The sequence below is a fragment of the Bacillus pinisoli genome, from assembly GCF_023036475.1.
Taxonomy (GTDB): Bacteria; Bacillota; Bacilli; order Bacillales; family SA4; genus Bacillus_BS; species Bacillus_BS pinisoli.
The window spans coordinates 70,654-89,831 of sequence record NZ_JAJQKI010000009.1; the positions used below are offsets into that span (position 1 = coordinate 70,654).

The window sequence follows — 19,178 nt, forward strand, 5'->3', positions numbered from 1 at the left end:
TTACTTGATCGTCTTCAGCGCTTCTTCTATTGCACGGTCCATCCGCACAACTGGGTCCTTGATCATTTCTCCATGACCTACTGCCAATAATGTTGGTTTCAACTCTCTTATCTTCTTAGCACTTTCCACCGCCAATTCCTTATTCCATGTTGCCATTGCAGGAAAAGGAAAAAACAAGTTAAGTTTACCCGAAACAGCCAATCCACCCTTTGTTTGAAAAGCATCCCCAGCTATAATCCCTTTACATCTCATATCAAAAAATGATATTGAACCTGGTGTATGCCCTGGTGTCGAAATTGCTACTAAGGAACCAATCTGGTCTCCATCTACTAGCAAAATATCAGGACGAGTCTTCACATTCTTTGGAACTCCCCCCTTAATTGGACTGTCCGGTTCATCTGCATCCAGTGATCGATCTCCATCTAATAATCTAGTATCTCGCTTAGAAAGATAAACAGGTACATCGGGGTAAAGCTCTCTCAACGAATCAAGCCCCAAAACATGATCATCATGTGCATGCGTTAACACAATTCTCGCAATCGGCTTTCCAATCTCCATAGCAGCCGTAACAATTCCTTTTACACAAAAACTCATACCTGTATCAATTAACGTCAATCCATCCTCTTCCTCAACAAAGTAGCAATTTATAGGAAATATCTTTGGCATAAATGCAATTTGATATATAGAACCAACACGAGTCAATTTCATCGTAATCCTCTCCTCTCTCTACAAAACTAACACCATTAGTTTTATAATAGTTTATAATAAACTAATGGTGTTAGTTTTTACAAGAAGTTTTTACCATAAAAAATAACACCCACAGCAAATGGGTGCTATCCTTGAACCTTCTCTTGTCGTCTATATTGAATTTTCCGAATTACCTGATTAACCACTTCAGAAGAAACAAGCCCGATTGCAATCGCCCCTGATATTAAGAATACCTTTACAGCTGACTCAATTGCAAAGGTGTACTCATTTGATACAATATTCCTCATCGCATCATAAGCCAACCCACCAGGAACGAGCGGAATAATACCAGCTACACTAAAAATAATAATAGGAGTCTTATAACGTCTCGCAAAAAACTGACTAATAAATGCGATGAAAAATGCAGCTGCATACGTAGCTATGATCACATCCACTTTATATTCAACTAAAACAAAATAAATCATCCACCCGACCATTCCAACAAATCCACATTTTACGAGACTAGTTCGGGGTGCATTAAATAATATGCCAAATGCAGCTGATGCTATAAAGCTTGTTATTACTTGTTGAATCCACATAGTAGCTCCTCCCCGTCACTAGAATAATAAAATGACCATTGAAATTCCACCGCCAATGGCTGTCGCTGTTAAAAATGCCTCTGCCCCTTTGGAAATGCCAGAAACAAGATGTCCTGCCATCAAATCACGAACGGCATTCGTAATTAATAACCCTGGAACTAATGGCATTACTGAGCCGATAATAATCTTATCTAGCTCGTGTCCTAATCCACTGACCACAAATAACTGAGCCAATAAACCAATGACTAAAGCAGCAGAAAACTCCGCAAAAAACTTAATTTCAATGACACGATTGATATAAGCAGAAACGATGAATCCAACTCCACCTGCAATACATGCTGGGATAAAATCATTCCACCCACCGAGAAACATAATGAGAAAACATCCACTTGCAATCGCTGCAGATACAATTTGAAGCCAAACTGGAAAAGCTTCATTAGAACGGTCTACTTCCTGTAGCTGTTCATGAGCTTCATCCACCGTCAACTCCCCACTACTAATTCTTCTAGAAATACTGTTAACAATCGTAACCTTATGTAAATCCGTCGTACGGCTCATAATTCTAACAAGTTTAGTAGGCTCTGGACCACCCGTTGAAAAGATAATTCCTGTTGGTGTCACATAGCTTTCCGAATACTTAATACCAAAAGAGGCTGCTATTCTTGCCATCGTGTCCTCAACACGATACGTTTCAGCACCACTTTGCAGCATAATCTTTCCCGCTAAAAGACAAACATCTATAATATCATAACGCCTCTGCTGTTCTTGTGTTTTCACGATTATCACCTACTTTGAAGAATCTCCTAAAAACAAGGTAACATACCTTTTATTTCACATCACCCATTTTACGTATAAAAAGTGTAAAAAACCCTTAGCCAGTTATGACCAAGGGTTCTCCATTATTTCGAAAACTGTACGCGGTGTAAATTCGCAAAGATCCCGCCTTTTTCAAGAAGCTCATCATGGCTTCCTTCTTCGGCAATTCCATCCTCTGTTACGACAACAATCTTATCCGCATTTCGAATCGTTGCCAGTCGGTGCGCAATGACTAGTGTCGTACGGTCCTTTGCCAGCTCCGTTAACGCTACCTGAATAATCATTTCTGTCTCTGTATCTAGTGCAGACGTTGCTTCATCCAGAATTAAAATTGGAGGATTCTTTAAAAACATTCTCGCAATCGCAATTCTCTGTTTTTGACCACCAGAAAGCTTCAAACCTCTTTCTCCAATTTGTGTTTCATATCCAAACGGTAAAGAATGAATGAAGTCCTCTAAGTGAGCACGCCTTGCTGCATCAGCAATTTGCTCATCTGTTGCCCCTAACATTCCGTAAGCAATATTTTCACGAAGAGTTCCCGTAAACAAGAATACATCCTGCTGAACAATTCCAATCTGAGAGCGTAACGAATGCTTCGTCATTTTTCGAATATCCATGTTATCGATCGTAACCGATCCTTCGTTTACATCATAAAAACGTGGAATTAACGAGCAAATCGTTGTTTTTCCAGCTCCAGATGGACCAACAAATGCCACTGTTTCACCCGCTCTAATGTTTAAATGAATATGCTCAAGCACAGCCTTATGCTCATCATAACGGAAGCTCACATCGTGGAACTTAATATCACCACGTAGGTTCGGCACCTCAACCGCATTCGGTGCATCCTCAACCTCTGGTTCTTGATCAATCAGCTCTGTAAAACGTTTAAAACCAGCCATCCCTTTCGGATACAGCTCCATTAAAGCACTGATTTTATCAATCGGACGTAACAGAACATTAATAAATAGAACGAACGCTACTAATTCACCATAAGTCAGTTCACCCGTGTAGCTTAACCATGCCCCATAAACTAACACGAGTAAAATAATGAATCGAGTTAGCATGTAAACACCAGAAGAACTAAATGACATAATCTTATAGGCATTTAACTTTGCTTGACGGAAACGTTGGTTATTTTTAAAGAATCTTGCAATCTCAAACTTCTCATTTGTAAAAGATTGAACCACGCGCACACCCGATACACTGTCCTCAACTCTAGCATTAACATCAGCAATATCACCGTACATTCGCTTCCAAGCTTTGTTCATTTTTAAGTTACAATACACAATTAATAAAATTAAAAATGGCATCACGATAATAGAAGCAAAAGCCAACTTCACATTAATCGTTAACATAATCCAAAAAGCACCCAGGAATGTCATCACCGCAATAAACAAATCCTCTGGACCATGGTGAGCAAGCTCTCCAAGATCAAAAAGGTCGTTTGTAATACGACTCATAATATGACCCGTCTTCGTATTATCAAAAAACCGGAACGATTGTCTTTGCACATGCTGAAACAACTGCTGACGCATATCGGTCTCGATATTAATCCCAAGCATATGCCCCCAATAGTTCACGACAAATTGAGCAAACGTACTGATTAAATAAAGCACCAATAACCCAACACTCACCCACACAACGGCTGACCAGTTTTGAGTCGGTAATAATGAATCAATAAACCATTGAACAGCTAACGGAAACCCAAGCTCCAAAATGGCTACAAACACTGCGCAACTAAAATCCAATATAAATAATTTCTTGTGCGGCTTATAATAGGTAAAAAATCGCCGAATCATCTAGCTGTTCCCCCGTCTGTACTACTACTTTTTTATATTCGAATTATATGCCCATCGGTAGCATTATTCAAGACATTAAAGCTTTACTTGCTGCCCCGTCCTCATGGACTCATAGCAAGCCTCGATCGTTTTAATATTGTTATAAGTTTGCTGTCCAGTATAGGAAGGCTTCCCACCATTTAAGATTGCATCTGAAAAGTGCTCCACCATTAATACATATTGATTGCCGCTAAACGTCTCATTTCTAATCTCACCTTTTTCCGTTGTCACCATGATCTCTCCAAGACCATCCTCACGTCGGTCCGGTCTAAACGCCATTGGAACGGCGATTCTACCTTTCGTTCCTTCCACTACATATGTATCGTTCATAGGTTGTTCAAAGCCAGAGTAAATGCTTGCTGTTACTCCATTGTTAAAGGTGAGGATACCGGTAGCACTTGTGTCCACTTGATATTGGTCATGAATCGTAGCATCCACGTATACCGCAGTAGGCTCTTGACCAAGTATGTTTCGAGCGGCATGGATGCAATAACACCCTACATCCCACACACTGCCCCCACCTAGCTCCGCATTTAATCGAATGTTTTGGCTATCCTCTAAATTAAGCTTAAATGTAAAAGTACTACTAAAATGCTTCACGTCTCCAATTTCACCACTCGCGATGATTTCCTTTACTCTCGCGTGCTGTGGCTGAAATTGATACATGAACGCTTCCATGAAAAGGACGCCGTGCTGCTCACAAGCCCCTACCATTTCCTGAACATCCTCACTCGTTAACGCAGCCGGCTTCTCACAAAGAACATGCTTGCCTTTACTTGCTGCCTTCAACACCCATTCTTTATGTAAAGTATTCGGTAATGGAATATACACCGCTTGAATATTTGGGTCATCTAAAAGCTCTTCATAACTTCCATACACATTTGGTATATCAAACTTTTGAGCTACCTCTTGCACCTTTTCATTACTACTTCCAATTCCATATACATTCGCATTTGCTGCATGTTGTAAAGCTGGAATGACTGCTTTTTGAGCAATATTAGCCGTACTTAAAATTCCCCAGTTAATCATGAACGCTCATCCTCTCAGGTTTGATATCTTTATCATATCTGATTAGGAAAAAAGTGACAAAGATTGAGTGAGTCAAATTTGGATTGTATAAAAAACCCCAGATATAGCGTGTGCCCCCGACATAAAAAAAGAGCAGCCTCTCCCAGCTGCTCACTACTAAAACCTCCTAGACCAATGATTCAAACTTACCTCTGTCTCAGCAAACTCCAAAGAAGTTCGATAAGGCCTAAAGTTTACTTCTTTATTCACTGCATACAAATCCTGTGGACTACACAAAAATAGCCCTAATGCTTCTTCGTACACATACCGATCAATTTCTTTAGAAACGGCCAACAAATCATCACGATCAATATGTGCAGACAGCTTCTTGAATAAAGCCTCAAACTCCGGAATCTCAGGCCCCATTCGTAATGCTCCATCCGCCCCAAAAAATTCACGGTGGAAAAATGCCGGTGTGGCTTCCAAAAATAAAGCCGCAGCACTTGCTAAAAATAAGTCCCAACTAGGCACTAGTTTCTTTTCTGCCATCATCCGCCTTGTTTTAACCTCATCTAAAACTGAAATGACGGTTACATTTACACTAATCCGTAATGCCTCTCTTAGTTGTTCTGCTAGGACAAATGCTGGGTGCTCAAACTCCTTAAAAGTTGCTATTTCAAAAGCCCTTCCTTCTTGCCAGCCAGCTTCATGTAACAAACGTCTTGCCTCCACTGGATCATATCCTCGAGGTTCTAACCCTTCCGGAAAATCAAATACCCAAGGAGTTGTTAAAGCCGGAATTACATCTGCATAGCCATAAAATCCCTCTTTAATAAAGCGCTCCCGATTTACTGCTAAGTTAAACGCCAGCCGTAACCTCCGATCCTTATAATCATGCTTAAACCGATTAAACAGCCCCACCACTACTTTATTTCCATTCACATTAACCAATTTGGCAAACCTTGACGCTAACACTTTAGAAGCATCCTTTGGTTTAACCACATTCACGAGGTCCACCTGTCCCTCGGTTGTCATACACAAATGTAAAGCAGCCTCAGGTGATACATCGTTTCTAAACACAACCCGGTCTAGTCTAGGTCCACGCTTTTTATCCCAATAATACGGATTGGCATCTAACACAACATAAGGTGTTCGCTCTTCCTTTGTGGAAATCCACGTTGAGGAAAAGGGTTCCTCATTGATGACTGCCTGAACATTAGAAATAGAAGAATAACCGTCTGTTAACATAAATGGACCCGTGCCCCACGAGCCTGGTGCATCAAGCACTCACCAATGTCCTTCCGCTGTTCCAATTTTTTTATAACCAAACCCAAGCTTTTGCCAAAACAACTTGTTAGCAAGATGGTAAGCACGAAGCTTCCCTAACGCTAATCCATCTGATTTTGGAAGCAGAAGCCTAATGGTTTTTTCATCTACTGCCTTCAGCTTTCGCCCTTTCGGCAGATTCAACCATGTCCCTGGTGGATGCGGTGCTATCCACGGTTCTACCTGCTCAAAGTTCCTCAGCACATCCTTTATCGTAAAAGACTGCCCATTATGATAAATAACCCCTTTTCTAAACTCCAGCTCCAACGTTTTATCGTCTATCCATTTCCAACTGGAAGCTAACGAAGGCACAATTTTCCCGACACGATTTGCCCTCACTGCCTCCTCCATCGTATTGAAAAGCACATACAGCCAGTTCAATGGCGAAGGATCGACCACATAAATCATGCCATTTCTCGTGCTCATCTAACACCTCCATCTACCGGAATAGTTATATATACGATTAAACTGGCGATGATATCCACATCGGTTCGTAAAACCAGATGTATAATAACGTAGAAGTTAATGAAAAATACCGTAGAACTCTTCTTTTTTGTTTGTACCTGGAGGTGATTTTGTGGGACTTGAGGTTTTTATACTCGTTATATTAATTTTCGTAAATGCCTTTTTCGCCGCATCTGAAATTGCGCTTATTTCTTTGAATGATAATAAAATAAAACTGCAAGCTGAAAACGGAGATAAAAAAGCGATGATGCTAGTCAATCTCCTGTCTGAACCAAGCCGTTTTTTAGCTACGATTCAGATAGGAATAACACTAGCCGGCTTTCTAGCCAGTGCCTTTGCAGCAGAAAGCTTCGCAGGAGTACTAACAGAGTTTCTCCTAGAATTAGGTGTACCTCTAAGCCCTAGATTACTTGGTACCATATCCGTTATTGTGATTACTCTTGTTTTATCGTACTTTACACTTGTATTAGGGGAGCTTGTACCGAAACGACTAGCTTTACAAAAAGCAGAAGCGATTTCCATGTTTGCAGCAGCTCCGCTCACATTTTTACTAAAAGCTTCTTCACCGTTTGTTAAGCTACTTACTTTTTCAACCAATACCATCGTTCGTCTATTCGGTGTCGATCCAAATGCACAGGAAGACAATGTGACCGAAGAAGAAATCAGAATGATGATTGATGTCGGGAAAGAAAACGGAACGATTCAAGAAGCCGAGAAAGTAATGATCAATAATATTTTTGAATTTGATAATAAAACAGTCTCTGATATTATGACTCATCGTACGAACATCGTGGCTTTGCCGATTGATGCAACACTTCTTGAAACCGTTCGATTTGTGAATATTGAAAAATACACCCGCTTCCCTGTTTATGAGGAAAACATCGATCGTATCGTCGGTATCCTTCACAGTAAGGATCTCATTCAGTTTGTTGAAAACTGTGAGGAAGCTCAATTTAATATGAGAGATCTTATTCGTGATCCGTTTTTCGTCCTTGAATCGAAACGAATTGATACTCTTTTTAAAGATCTACAGTTGCATAATGTTCACATGGCCATTGCGATCGATGAATACGGCGGCACCGACGGAATTGTTACGATTGAAGATATTATAGAAGAAATTGTTGGTAATATCTTTGATGAGTACGACGAACCTGAGTTTGATGAGGAAGAGATTGTTCAATTGGAGAATGAAACGTATGTCATTCCGGGGACCACGAATTTATATATCGTAGAAGACCTCCTAAAAACGGAGTTCCCAACAGAAGAGTACGATATTTTAAGTGGATTTCTAATAGGTCAACTCGGATATATCCCGGCTAATGATGAACAGCCTGAAATTGAGTATAAAGGCTTTTTGTTTACTGTGATAGAGGTTAATGATAAGCGGATTGTAAAAGTAGAGGTTAGTGTGAAAAAGGTAGAAGAGCCTGAAGACGAAGAATGATCTTAGTCTCAGGCTCTGATGCATTTTATTTTCAGAAATAAAAGGATGAAATCCACGTCTACCCTTCTAAACCTACAGGCTCCTCGTTCTTCATCTTGATAAGTGGGATGATCAACAGAGCGCCTAATAAAAACAAAATTCCTGACAGCAAGTATACACCTGGTAAAGTAAATGGTACTTTCAATACTCCCGACGCCGACATCCCAACCACCATCATCCCCATAAACATAGGATTCAGCACACCGTTCACACGTCCCACAAATGCTTCATCCGTATTACTCAGGATCAACGTGTTAATCCCAATGTGGATGCAAGGGAAGAATAGTCCATTGAACACCTGTAACAGGATCGTCAGCGGTATCAATGTAGACCAACCAATTCCGATCGTACTAATCATACTTGCGACGATACCGATGGTCAGTAATACCTGAGGTCTCACCTTTTTGGAGACTGCCATTACAATTCCACCACCAACAAGCATTCCGATCCCATTTGCCATCAATAGCCATTGTAAGAAATCCTTCGTCATACCCAGATTTTCAATCGTTACGAATATCATTAGTGGTTGAATTAATCCAACAGCCACACCACAAACAGCAAATAATCCACCCATTACCTTTAACACCTGTTTAGACATCACATACTTAAAGCCATCGATTAATTCCTTCTTAAAATTATCCGGCTCATCGCTTTTTGCTTTTTCAAGATCCTTCGGTAAAAATAACAGCACCGCTGCTGATAATAAGAACATCGCACCCATTACACCGATCGATGTGAAAATACCGTACTTCTGATAAACAAATGTACCAATTAAAGGACCAATCACCATAAATATCGCCATTAGAGACTGGAACATGGCCATCACACCTTGAAGTTGCTCAGTTGGAACATGTTGTTTAAACAATCTCATCGCAGACGGCATCGAAAACTGTGATAGAATCGCCGACACTAATGTAGCAAAGAATATTGCATACCAAGAGCCATACATAAGTGTAAGTAACACAACAAAGATTGAAACGGCAGAAAGAAAATCACACCAAACCATCGTTAACTTTGGCTTCCACCTGTCTGCAAACGTCCCTCCTATAATAGAGAAGAGAAAAATCGGCGCAAACTCAGCAACCGAAATTAATGAAACATACAGCGGATTATTGTTCGTAATATCCGTTACATATAAAAGAATGGCAAAATTCCTTACCCAAATTCCTAATTGAAGTAAAAAATTTGAAGCCATAATGGCTAACACAATACGATTCGCAAATATACTTGCAGGCTTCCCCGGCATAATCGGAGCCCCTTGATTCTGGACCATTTCCATCATGATCTCCACCTTTCCTAGATGAATTATCGGTGGAAGTTATATGGAAGTCAAGATAATTAAGTGTAAAAGGAATATTCAGTTGAATGCTTGATAGATCCATGCTACGTGGAGGAAAAGAGTTGCTGTATAGAGTGTGCTAGCTAGGTAGGTTAGAGATTTGAACCAGAGCTTAGTTGGGATTTTATTATAGATGATGAAGAGATATAGGACGATGGAAAAGGTAGCTTTTACTGTTAAGAATAAGAATGGGTGGATGGTGTACAGTTCGTTCATGATTGGGTTGGCTTCTTGCATTAATGACAGATTAAGGCCTAAAAAAGAGAGGAGACCGTCTAGTAGGTTTAGGATGGCTAGGTAATGGAAGGTTAGTTTCATTTTGGATGGTCTCCTTTCTTAGTTTGGTAGTGGTTGTGGTTGTTCTTTTTAAAGAACGCAATTATAAAATATAAAGCCCTATTTTCAGGACTTTATAAATTTACACTCTTCTTTGAAAAAGTAGTGATTCCTCTTAGGAAGTTTCCGAATTTTGTTGGCTTTTGACTGTAGTATCTCCTTCTGACTAAATACCAGACTACCCAAATACCTATCGTGTTTTTGACCATATCGATTATGGAAAAGGAACGATATGGGACGAAGTATTGGTGAATTTCGTCTGATGCTGCGTAGAGTAAAGAGAATACTAATGCAAAGATCTCTTTTGTTGTTGTGAGCTTGCCGAAGGATAGGAAAGCCAGAATGATCAGGAAGTATAGGATTCCGAATTCTATTAGGTGGGCTAGTTCTAGGGTAGCGCCAAAGATCAGAAATATGTATGAGTTGGTCCAGTAGTGCTCGTAGAGGCTTGGGTTGAAGTTGGCGGATTGATGCCAGATAAGGATTATATAAAGAATTGGAAGTATAGTTAGCATTAACCTAGTAATGAATTTAATCATATTGTACCTACCTTCATGGGAATACCTTAATAAGTGTTAACAAAATGTATATTTGCTATACTTGAGACTTACTTTTATAAATCTAATAGGACTTCACGACTATGTTCTTTTTTAAACATGCACTCTTAAACGAGATAAGGCTGTGAAGATAGGTAACCCCATTATCAAACATGAAAAACACTCTATACTAAATAACCGATCTTACAGTTTTTTCTTTTCCATACCCCAAAATAGAATCCCAGGAATGTTGCTGATCTAGACCAAGTTGTGAATAAGTCCCCTCTGTTACAAAACTCCCTTTTTCAAGGACTATGATTTTATCCGCATTACGTATAGAAGAGAGACGATGGGCAATAACAATAATGGTCATTTTTCCTTTCAATCTTTCCAATGCATATTGAATTTGTTCCTCATTTTGTGTGTCTAGCGCACTTGTTGCTTCATCCAATATAAGAATGGAGGGTTTTCTTAATAGCGCTCGAGCTAACACTAATCGTTGACGTTCACCACCTGATAACCTTACCCCTCTGTCTCCAATTAGAGTTTCCAATCCATTTTCAAGCCTTTTTACAAACTCAGAAGCAGATGCCATTTCTAGAGCTTCCCATATTTCAGTCTCTGTTGCCTGTTCATTTATAAGTAGAAGATTCTCTCGTATACTACCACTAAATAAAAAGGGATCCTGTGGAACATAGCTAACTGAATTTCTCAGTGATAACACATTTTCCTTCTTAAGAGCTATACCATCGATGAAAACTGTCCCTTTTATTGGAACATTAAGCCCCAGTAAAATATCAATTAGCGTACTTTTTCCCGCACCAGATGGTCCAACAATCGCTGTCATTTCATATGCTTTAAACCCTACATTTATATCTTCCAAAGCATAAGAAGCTTGATTGGTTTGGTATCTAAAATAAACATTTTGGCATTGAATCCCCTCGGTAATGCGTAAAGTTTCTGCTCTATTAATTTCCTCTTCACTAATCTCTTGTGCTGACCGGCACTCTTCCTGCAGTTTCATTAAAGCTTCAAAGGAAGGTAGCTTAGAGGCCAGCTTCTCTAGCTTTGATTGAATACGGGAAACAATGGGCCAAAGCCTAGAAAAAATGACGACGATCAAGATTAACTGCGCTGGCTGGGATTTAAACATCTCAATAGCAACGAAAACAAAGATTGCAATAAGAATCGCTGATGTTGCTTTATAAACAATTTGGGAGTTTAGCTTCATGATTAAAAGCTGCATTGAATTGTGCTCTGCCTTCTGTAAAATAGAGCTCATCCAGCTTATATGCTTTTTCTCTAATGTATTACTTTTGATCTCCTTCATCCCATTAAGTTGATCGGTAATACCCGCAGAATAGGCTTTAGACAAATCATAGTTCTCTTGTCCAAAGTCTTTTGATTTTTTTACAAAATGACGAGAAAGAAATAATAGTATCAGTCCAAAAAACATGACTACAACCGTCATAAGAGGTGATAAAAGAAAGGCAATCACAATCTGAATAGAAGCAAAGATCAGTGATGAAATAAATGTGATAAACAAGTTAGTCCCAGATTTGACTTGTTTAATTTCTGAAGTAAGACTTTTAACCAGATCTGACTTACGATGTAGAAGAAAAAAAGCCCAATTGGACTGTAATAAACTTTTGTACGTATCCTCACGTAGGTGTCGTACAAATTTTTGCTGAATTCTTTTATTAATAATCGCTTGCTTTCTATTAAACAAGCTTTGTCCTATTACGATAAAAACATAAAAAGAAAGAATGATAATTAAGCTTGTTCGCTCTGGTATCCCATCAAATATTCCGAAAAGCCAGCTAAAGTATGGAATATCCTGAAAGCCAACATCAATTATTCCAATAATATTAAGTAACGGTAATATTAATAAAATTCCAACAGACTCTAATAAACCAATCACAACCATTGCTATGAAGTTATAGAAAAAAATATTTCCCGAGATGGAATATAGCTTTTTTGAAAAATAAATGAAGTGCTTCATTTCTATCCCTCCTTGCAGCTGACCGTTTAAATCTATTAGATTCTTTTGAAACAACTTACCTACTACTGTAAACTTATTCATAACCTTAGCCCCTGTTAAGTATTATGAAAAACTTGCCCATACCATTTATATAAAGGGCCATATTAATAACAGCTTCAGCTTCATATAGCATTTAAGGAAAGAAACATATTATCTAACCTCCTAATAAGGCCTTCATTATTAATCTACTATTTTAATCAGATTTTCTGTTTTTAAATGTTCTAAGAATGGTAGGATTTGTTCCTTACACTCTTCCTCTTCAACATCATATTGGCCTACCAATTTATCAATTAGTTCAGAAATGGATTTTGGTGTATTAATTAGATCCCAAATTGCCCCCCCAATTTCTCCAAGGTTATAGTACTTTCCATTTTCAATACTGAGCATGACCTTTTCCCCACCCATATCACTTACAATGTTTCCTTCAGATTGCAATACTATAGTTTCTAGCGAAATGATCTCATTTTTAATCATGTGGATTCTCCTTTTTAATAGTTTTAATTATTAATTGAGCTAATTTATTAGCAGTAAAGCCATTCTGTGGTCGCTTTAACTGAAACATATTAACCTCATTAGCTACTTTAGTAGTGGTGCTGAAATGCCAATCCATTAGTCCAGAGTCAGGTATGAAAGACCTTCGAAAAGTATGATAGTATAGTGTTCTTACTTTATTTAAATTATGAATCGGTTCTTCTACAATTGACTCAGAATCAAATTTAGATAGCTCAAAGATTCCACCTAAAGGTAAAGTGCTATTAAAATAATTATTAATAGGAATTCCAAACTTTGTTCTCTCAATTACAGAGTCATTCTTTATGAGCTTTCCATTGTAAATAGGCTCAAAGGGCTCGGTCTCTAATCCGAATTCATTTAATGTTTCCTGCCAAAGACGTTGGAATGGAAAGGAAGGTAAAACAGTTGGAGTATTGTCTTCATCTAAGGTAACACCGATGATGTCATCACTAAGGAGTGGATAACCCATATCTGAAAAGGCCTTAGCGAGAGTAGATTTCCCAGCACCTGACTTACCTACAATAGCATACACCTTTCCCTCAATTGCGACCGCACTTCCGTGTAAAGGCAATATCTTACGCTGTAATAGGAGCCCAGCCATACAGGTACTAAGAAGGAACAACTTAATTTTTGTAAGATCAGATCCTGGGTAAGGAGAAATTGCAATTTGGGTTCCGTTTTGAATTAGAAATATAGCTATATTTCTCCTGTTAAACATAATAAAATTCTTACCCACAACAGGTTCTTCAGTTGGAGATGACCACTCTTTCCACTGTTTCGTTAGATCCTCAACTTTAACTATCACTTCTGGAACTATACTTTTTTCAACCGCATCAATCTCTAACAACTCGGGGAGTGGGAGATCACTTTTAAATATTATCCCATAAGCTTTATAAAGTTTTTGTGTAGTAGTTAGCATATTTCCTCCAACAACATAAGTTTTTTTTTATAAAAAACGTACTGGTAATAAGGCGCTGTAGGATAAGAAAAGTTTAACAATTCACCTTGTTCATTATAATGAATATATTAATTCATCATTTTTTCCAGTCAATAAATTCATATAGCTAATGTGAAGAAATTAAATATATCTTCAATAACAATTTAGCCCTTATACAAAATTGTATTCGGGCCAACTAAAACTTATATTGCTAACTACCAAATGAATCGCCTGAGTCATTTGAATCGCTTGAATCACCTGAATCACCTGAATCGCCTGAGCCCCCAGCACCTTTGCCCCGACCATTATTCATAGTTAATTTTACATCAAGTTCTTCCAAGTATGGTGGTTTCCATTTTTTCTTCATCCCTGCCTCCCCCTTTCTATAATAGAATTGTATTATTAGAAATTTGACCAAGTTATATGTTCCTAATAAAGAACATTAACTTAATACGAAAATATCACCATATATTACCAGTGTCAATTCTTTATTTTCTACAAATATTTTAGTCCATTTAACTTTTAATATGTATCTATTAAATAATATGATATCACTCACTGGTATACCTTTTAGGTTTCTATATACCCTAATAATAATGTGTATTAACCTAGCTCTACTATATAGTACTTAAATAAGCTAGATACCTAGATCCACCATTTAAGTAAACATCCTTCTTCTCGCCCAAAGATATGGTCTGAGAAGGAAGTATAAAAAGTGATATTTCTGCGGTAAGGGTAATGTTTCGGCATCCTCCGGAAAAGGATATAAGAGACTTAACAAATAGAGACATTTTTGTTGCCAGGAAAATGATGAAAATAGATATTTACTGTGATAGCTTGATACCTCATCTGGAACCGGTACAGTATGAAGATTTACCATTCTTTCAAAATAAAAAACTACTAATTGCGCTAATTTTTCACCTTGTTTATTTAATAGAAGTTTATCTATATTTGGTAGTGGTGTATCAAATATACTCGATGATAAAATTATTGCCTGTGAACCAACAGGAATGTAATGATTTTTCATAAATAATGTATAAATAAAATTCCAGTCTAAATCCCGCTCTAAAAGTTGACGTATATCTAGTAACCAACGTAACCGTGACCATGCATGTCTTGCTCCATGGGTTGAAAGAAAAAAGAATAAATCTTCTTTTCCTAAGATGTAAATAGGTTCTTTTGTTATCGTACTCACTCTTTTTCTATTCCATAACTCTGAAAAAGAAGGCTCTTTTGCTGGTCCTGGATTCAATCTCCAATGCAATTCAACCTTTACCTTTTTTTGAGGGTGTACATAAGTAACATGGTGATGACGCCACCTCCAATCATTTAGAACAGTTTTTATATAATCATTTTTTATATATCCCCGCTTACTTAGAATCTCTTCTGCACATTCTAATTGTTTAATTGGTACTAGCACATCTAAATCTGAGGAAGTCCGCAACGAAATATCACCATATAGGTCCTGGGCAAGAACAGGTCCCTTTAATACTATTAAGGGGATATTTTTTTTTGTAAATAATGAACTTATAATAGACATTTCACCAGATAGGTGAAGCATTCTGATGGTATTTTGTTGGTACATTGATTCTAATGATCTCAAAATATTTTCTGGTACAAGCTCTTCTTTCTCTCTTAATTTAGGATATATAAATGAAAAAAGACGATGGTGTTCAATTAAATCAGTAAATAGCATCCAATCTATATTTGCAAATTTATTTGGTATAATTTGATCATTAATAATATCAAGTACTAACTGAAACTCTTTTGAAACATGATTTAAAGATAATCGGATGCTCATTGTTATCACCTGTATTTTTTAATTAGTGGTTCTTAACTATCGTTCTTTATATTGAACATTTATTTCTTTAAAATTTATCATTTATAAAATATTATGTCAACAGAAAGTCTCATATTGAGAACGTTTCTGAGTTAGTTAGCTACTTTAAATTGATTTCCTAACAACTGACTAAACAACCCATTTCTATCGTTTGAAAGAACATCGTATTCTCCAAATTGTACAATTCTACCTTCTTCTATTACTATGACTTGGTCTGCATTTTTTATCGTAGAAAGTCTATGAGCAATAACAATTACTGTAATACTCCCCTTTAACTGTTCGATCGCATGTTGGATTTTCATTTCATTGACAGAATCTAGAGCACTAGTCGCCTCGTCTAATATTAGAATAGAAGGCTGCTTTAGAATTGCTCTTGCTAATACTAGCCTTTGGCGTTCTCCACCAGATAATTTGATTCCACGATCCCCAATGACTGTATCAAGACCGTTTGGTAGATTGTTTACAAATTCAGCTGCTGAAGAGAATTCCAAGGACTTCCATAATTCTTCTTCACAAGCATCCGGCTTTACCATTAATAAATTATCACGTATTGTTCCGTGGAAAAGAAACGGATCTTGAGGTACATAACTTATTGAATTTCTAAGCGCTAAAAGCTCCCTGTCAGAAAGATCCCGTCCATCAATGGAAACCATTCCTGACTCAGGCTTAAGTAGCCCCATTAGTAAATCAATAAGTGTACTTTTCCCTGCACCCGATTTACCAACAATAGCCGTCATCTTGTTTACATTAATTTTTAGATTAATATCTTCTAGAGTAAAATTTGTTGACTCTTTGTCATATCGAAAATTAACATTTGAACACTTTAAATTTTCATTTAACACTATCTGTTCTACTCGTTTCTCCTTAACATTAAGTAATCCACCAAGGTCCTGAGAACCTTGACTAGATTCTTGGAGTTCCATAATTTTTTCTACCGCAGGCATAGCAGATGAGATATTTTCTAAACTTGATTGTATACCAGTAAAACGTGGCCATAAACGAGAAAATATCAAAATAATTAGTAACATTGATGCACCACTACTCTGAAAAAGCTTAAAGGAAATATAAATAAAGAAAGCAATAATTAATGATGAAAACAGTTTGTAGATTAGCTGGGAATTACTCCTAACTTTAGCACTCTCATATCTTTCGTGTGCAACCTTATCTGACCATTCAGATAACCATTTATACTGCGAAGCTTCTAATATATTACTCTTTATGTCTTTCACTCCATTGAAATGATCGGAGATGCCTGCTAGATATTCTTGAGATAATTCGTTCATGACTTTCCCTAATTCTCTAGATCGTCTACGATATCTTTTGGATATCAACGTGATAAAAACTCCACACATTAATACAAAAAGGGTCATTTTAACAGATATGAACATTGCGATGATAAGTTGAATGGCTGTAAATACAAGCGAGGCCAAAAATTGTAGTAATAAAAATGTGCTGTTCGTCACTCTTCCAAGTTCTGATGTAAGAGAATTAACTAAATCAGACTTTCTTCGCTTAATATAAAATTCCCAATCAGCTTTCAATAATGAACGGTATAAATCTAATCGGATATGATTGATGAAACCAGTATGGATTCTTATATCTCTTAAACCTATATTTCTTGATAATAAGCTCTGGCTACTTACTAATGTTACATAAGCTAAGAGGATTATTAATAGCGCTTGTTCTTTCGGTATTTCCTGTAAAAAACCAAGTAAGTGAATTCCAGGGATATCAGTGATACTTATATCAACGATACCAATTACACTTAATAGTGGAATAAGCAAAATAATACCTACACTATCTAATAGACCCATTAACATGCTTCCAAATAGATTAATATATAGTATTTTCCCTGAATAGTGATGAAGTCTTTTTAAGAAATAAAATAATGGAGGTAGTTTCATCTTATTTTTCACCTACAAGATTCGTTATTTTGGCGAACTTACCTGTTACCGTAAATCTATGCATCTCTTCATAACCAGTAATATATAGAGAACCACTTCTCAACCATGCATGAGCAATCATCTTTCCATTTTCATCCTTACTTGTCCCTAAATAGAGGGTGCTATTAATATTACGCCTCTCTAGCATTTTTAGTGCGGCAATCGCTCTCACAAAACATTTACTTTCCCAAAAAGTATACTTACTCATAATATGGATAGCATGCCTAATGTATTTTAAATCCTTCATTTCAAACTCTGATGTTATCTCGTCTGTTTCCTTCATGTAGCTCCCGAGTGAAGGAGCTACCTTTGAGAATGGACGATACAATAATTGGCAACGAGCCCAGCCTAAATAAAAATACGCTTCTATCAATAGATAGAGATTCTGTTTTTCCATATTTAGTAGAGTCTTTAGTTTTCTTATCATTCCATCACCTATTGACTAAAACATCATTTGTATTGGCTAAAGGTATCTCTGTACTATGAATTGTTGTCAGAACCTGGTCTACAATTTGGAAAGCAGAGAACCCTATTTCTGGTCTTATTATTTGATGAAACGGGAGAGTGTTAGATAGCAGTGTGGATTGACGGAAATGCCATTCAGTTAGCTCCATTTTAGGTATGAGAATCTGTCGGTATGTGTGAGTATAGAGCTTCTGTAATTGCATAAGTCCGATAATTGGTTGTATTTGAATCATCTTAGATGATAATTTATCTGATTTGATAAGTTCAAAGATCCCTCCTAATGGAAGTGGTGAATCATAAAAACCTTCATTTATAGGCTTACAAAATTTATTCTCCCTTCCATAAATCGGTTTTAGCTGATCGTTGCTAAATCCTAAAGCGTCGAGGCTTTGCTGCCAAAGCTTTTGTTGTGGATAAGAAGGGATGACAATAGGTTGGTTTTCCTTATCAAAAGTGACGGCTATCACATCATCACTTAGTAATGAGTATCCCTTCTCCATAAAAGCTGAGGCAAGTGTAGATTTTCCCGCTCCTGATTCACCTACAATGGCATACGCTTTTCCATCTATTGCAATCGCACTACCATGTAAAGGATAAATACCTCTTTGAAGCAGCAAAGCACCGAAGCAAGAGCCTAATGTGTACAATTGAATAATATCTTCATTAGCACCTTCAAACGGTGAAACGGTGATCTCCTTACCGTCGTTAATCTGGAAAATAGCAATGTCAGGAACTAAAAATGTAACCGTTTGATCGGTTACCACAAACTCAAATGGGTTTCCATTACAACAGCACCTGAGATCATCATTTACTAGAATACGAATATCGGGACTTGCCTGAAAAATCATTTTTTCTATAAGTGCGGATAATAGTATATCGCTATATATGGTTAAACCGAATGCTTCGTACACCTTTAAACTTGTTGTTCTAAGCAATTTCCTCACTCCAAATAAATTAAATAAGTTAGAAGCTCTTACACAGGGGTATAAGAGCTCTTAAACAAGCT

The 19,178-nt window shown here is 37.4% G+C and carries 19 protein-coding genes; 1 reads left to right on the forward strand and 18 read right to left on the reverse strand.

Translation table 11 applies throughout. From position 1 onward, the window contains the following. The 7 genes from LT143_RS13985 to LT143_RS14015 form a co-directional block, all read right to left on the reverse strand. Positions 1–708, reverse strand: a complete 708-nt coding sequence (locus tag LT143_RS13985; RefSeq protein WP_246943836.1) for an MBL fold metallo-hydrolase — start codon at positions 706–708, stop codon at positions 1–3. A 125-nt stretch (positions 709–833) separates the two neighbouring features. Next, the gene (locus LT143_RS13990; RefSeq protein WP_246943837.1) at positions 834–1,286 is read right to left on the reverse strand and encodes a threonine/serine exporter family protein; all 453 of its coding nucleotides are present in this window, start codon (positions 1,284–1,286) and stop codon (positions 834–836) included. An 18-nt stretch (positions 1,287–1,304) separates the two neighbouring features. Then, positions 1,305–2,063: a threonine/serine exporter family protein gene (locus LT143_RS13995; RefSeq protein ID WP_336296619.1), complete on the reverse strand. Its 759-nt coding sequence runs from the start codon at positions 2,061–2,063 to the stop codon at positions 1,305–1,307. 122 nt (positions 2,064–2,185) lie between these two features. Further along, a complete protein-coding gene (locus tag LT143_RS14000) occupies positions 2,186–3,901 on the reverse strand; it encodes an ABC transporter ATP-binding protein (RefSeq protein WP_246943838.1) in 1,716 nt (571 codons plus the stop codon). Between the two features lie 75 nt (positions 3,902–3,976). Continuing rightward, the gene (locus LT143_RS14005) at positions 3,977–4,969 is read right to left on the reverse strand and encodes a Gfo/Idh/MocA family protein (protein ID WP_246943839.1); all 993 of its coding nucleotides are present in this window, start codon (positions 4,967–4,969) and stop codon (positions 3,977–3,979) included. 156 nt (positions 4,970–5,125) lie between these two features. Next, positions 5,126–6,235, reverse strand: a complete 1,110-nt coding sequence (locus tag LT143_RS14010) for an ABC transporter substrate-binding protein (protein ID WP_246943840.1) — start codon at positions 6,233–6,235, stop codon at positions 5,126–5,128. Beyond that, positions 6,236–6,700: an ABC transporter substrate-binding protein gene (locus LT143_RS14015; RefSeq protein WP_246943841.1), complete on the reverse strand. Its 465-nt coding sequence runs from the start codon at positions 6,698–6,700 to the stop codon at positions 6,236–6,238. It lies immediately after the preceding gene. 151 nt (positions 6,701–6,851) lie between these two features. Here LT143_RS14015 and LT143_RS14020 point away from each other — a divergent pair, with 151 nt between their 5' ends. After that, entirely contained in the window at positions 6,852–8,183 is a 1,332-nt protein-coding gene (locus tag LT143_RS14020; RefSeq protein WP_246943842.1) for a hemolysin family protein, read from the forward strand. A gap of 58 nt (positions 8,184–8,241) precedes the next feature. On the opposite strand, the gene LT143_RS14025 is transcribed toward LT143_RS14020, so the two are convergent. The 11 genes from LT143_RS14025 to LT143_RS14075 form a co-directional block, all read right to left on the reverse strand. After that, the gene (locus LT143_RS14025) at positions 8,242–9,501 is read right to left on the reverse strand and encodes an MFS transporter (RefSeq protein WP_272495806.1); all 1,260 of its coding nucleotides are present in this window, start codon (positions 9,499–9,501) and stop codon (positions 8,242–8,244) included. Between the two features lie 78 nt (positions 9,502–9,579). Beyond that, positions 9,580–9,879, reverse strand: a complete 300-nt coding sequence (locus LT143_RS14030) for a DUF5658 family protein (RefSeq protein ID WP_246943843.1) — start codon at positions 9,877–9,879, stop codon at positions 9,580–9,582. A 92-nt stretch (positions 9,880–9,971) separates the two neighbouring features. After that, the gene (locus tag LT143_RS14035) at positions 9,972–10,436 is read right to left on the reverse strand and encodes a VanZ family protein (protein ID WP_246943844.1); all 465 of its coding nucleotides are present in this window, start codon (positions 10,434–10,436) and stop codon (positions 9,972–9,974) included. A gap of 187 nt (positions 10,437–10,623) precedes the next feature. Beyond that, complete coding sequence (locus tag LT143_RS14040) at positions 10,624–12,435, reverse strand: ABC transporter ATP-binding protein (protein ID WP_246943919.1); 1,812 nt, start codon at positions 12,433–12,435, stop codon at positions 10,624–10,626. A 219-nt stretch (positions 12,436–12,654) separates the two neighbouring features. Continuing rightward, positions 12,655–12,948: a lasso peptide biosynthesis PqqD family chaperone gene (locus LT143_RS14045; protein ID WP_246943845.1), complete on the reverse strand. Its 294-nt coding sequence runs from the start codon at positions 12,946–12,948 to the stop codon at positions 12,655–12,657. Then, positions 12,941–13,906: an ATP-binding cassette domain-containing protein gene (locus LT143_RS14050; RefSeq protein WP_246943846.1), complete on the reverse strand. Its 966-nt coding sequence runs from the start codon at positions 13,904–13,906 to the stop codon at positions 12,941–12,943. Before LT143_RS14050 ends, LT143_RS14045 begins: the two co-directional genes overlap by 8 nt. Before the next feature lie 229 nt (positions 13,907–14,135). Further along, positions 14,136–14,291 (reverse strand): paeninodin family lasso peptide, encoded by a 156-nt coding sequence (locus LT143_RS14055; RefSeq protein WP_246943847.1) that lies wholly within the window; start codon positions 14,289–14,291, stop codon positions 14,136–14,138. Positions 14,292–14,582: 291 nt separating this feature from the next. Next, positions 14,583–15,731, reverse strand: a complete 1,149-nt coding sequence (locus LT143_RS14060; RefSeq protein ID WP_418909838.1) for a nucleotidyltransferase domain-containing protein — start codon at positions 15,729–15,731, stop codon at positions 14,583–14,585. A gap of 125 nt (positions 15,732–15,856) precedes the next feature. Next, positions 15,857–17,668: an ABC transporter ATP-binding protein gene (locus tag LT143_RS14065; protein ID WP_246943849.1), complete on the reverse strand. Its 1,812-nt coding sequence runs from the start codon at positions 17,666–17,668 to the stop codon at positions 15,857–15,859. Position 17,669: 1 nt separating this feature from the next. Continuing rightward, a complete protein-coding gene (locus LT143_RS14070; protein ID WP_246943850.1) occupies positions 17,670–18,104 on the reverse strand; it encodes a lasso peptide biosynthesis B2 protein in 435 nt (144 codons plus the stop codon). Positions 18,105–18,138: 34 nt separating this feature from the next. Further along, positions 18,139–19,107: an HPr kinase/phosphorylase gene (locus LT143_RS14075; RefSeq protein ID WP_246943851.1), complete on the reverse strand. Its 969-nt coding sequence runs from the start codon at positions 19,105–19,107 to the stop codon at positions 18,139–18,141. Positions 19,108–19,178 lie beyond the last annotated feature (71 nt).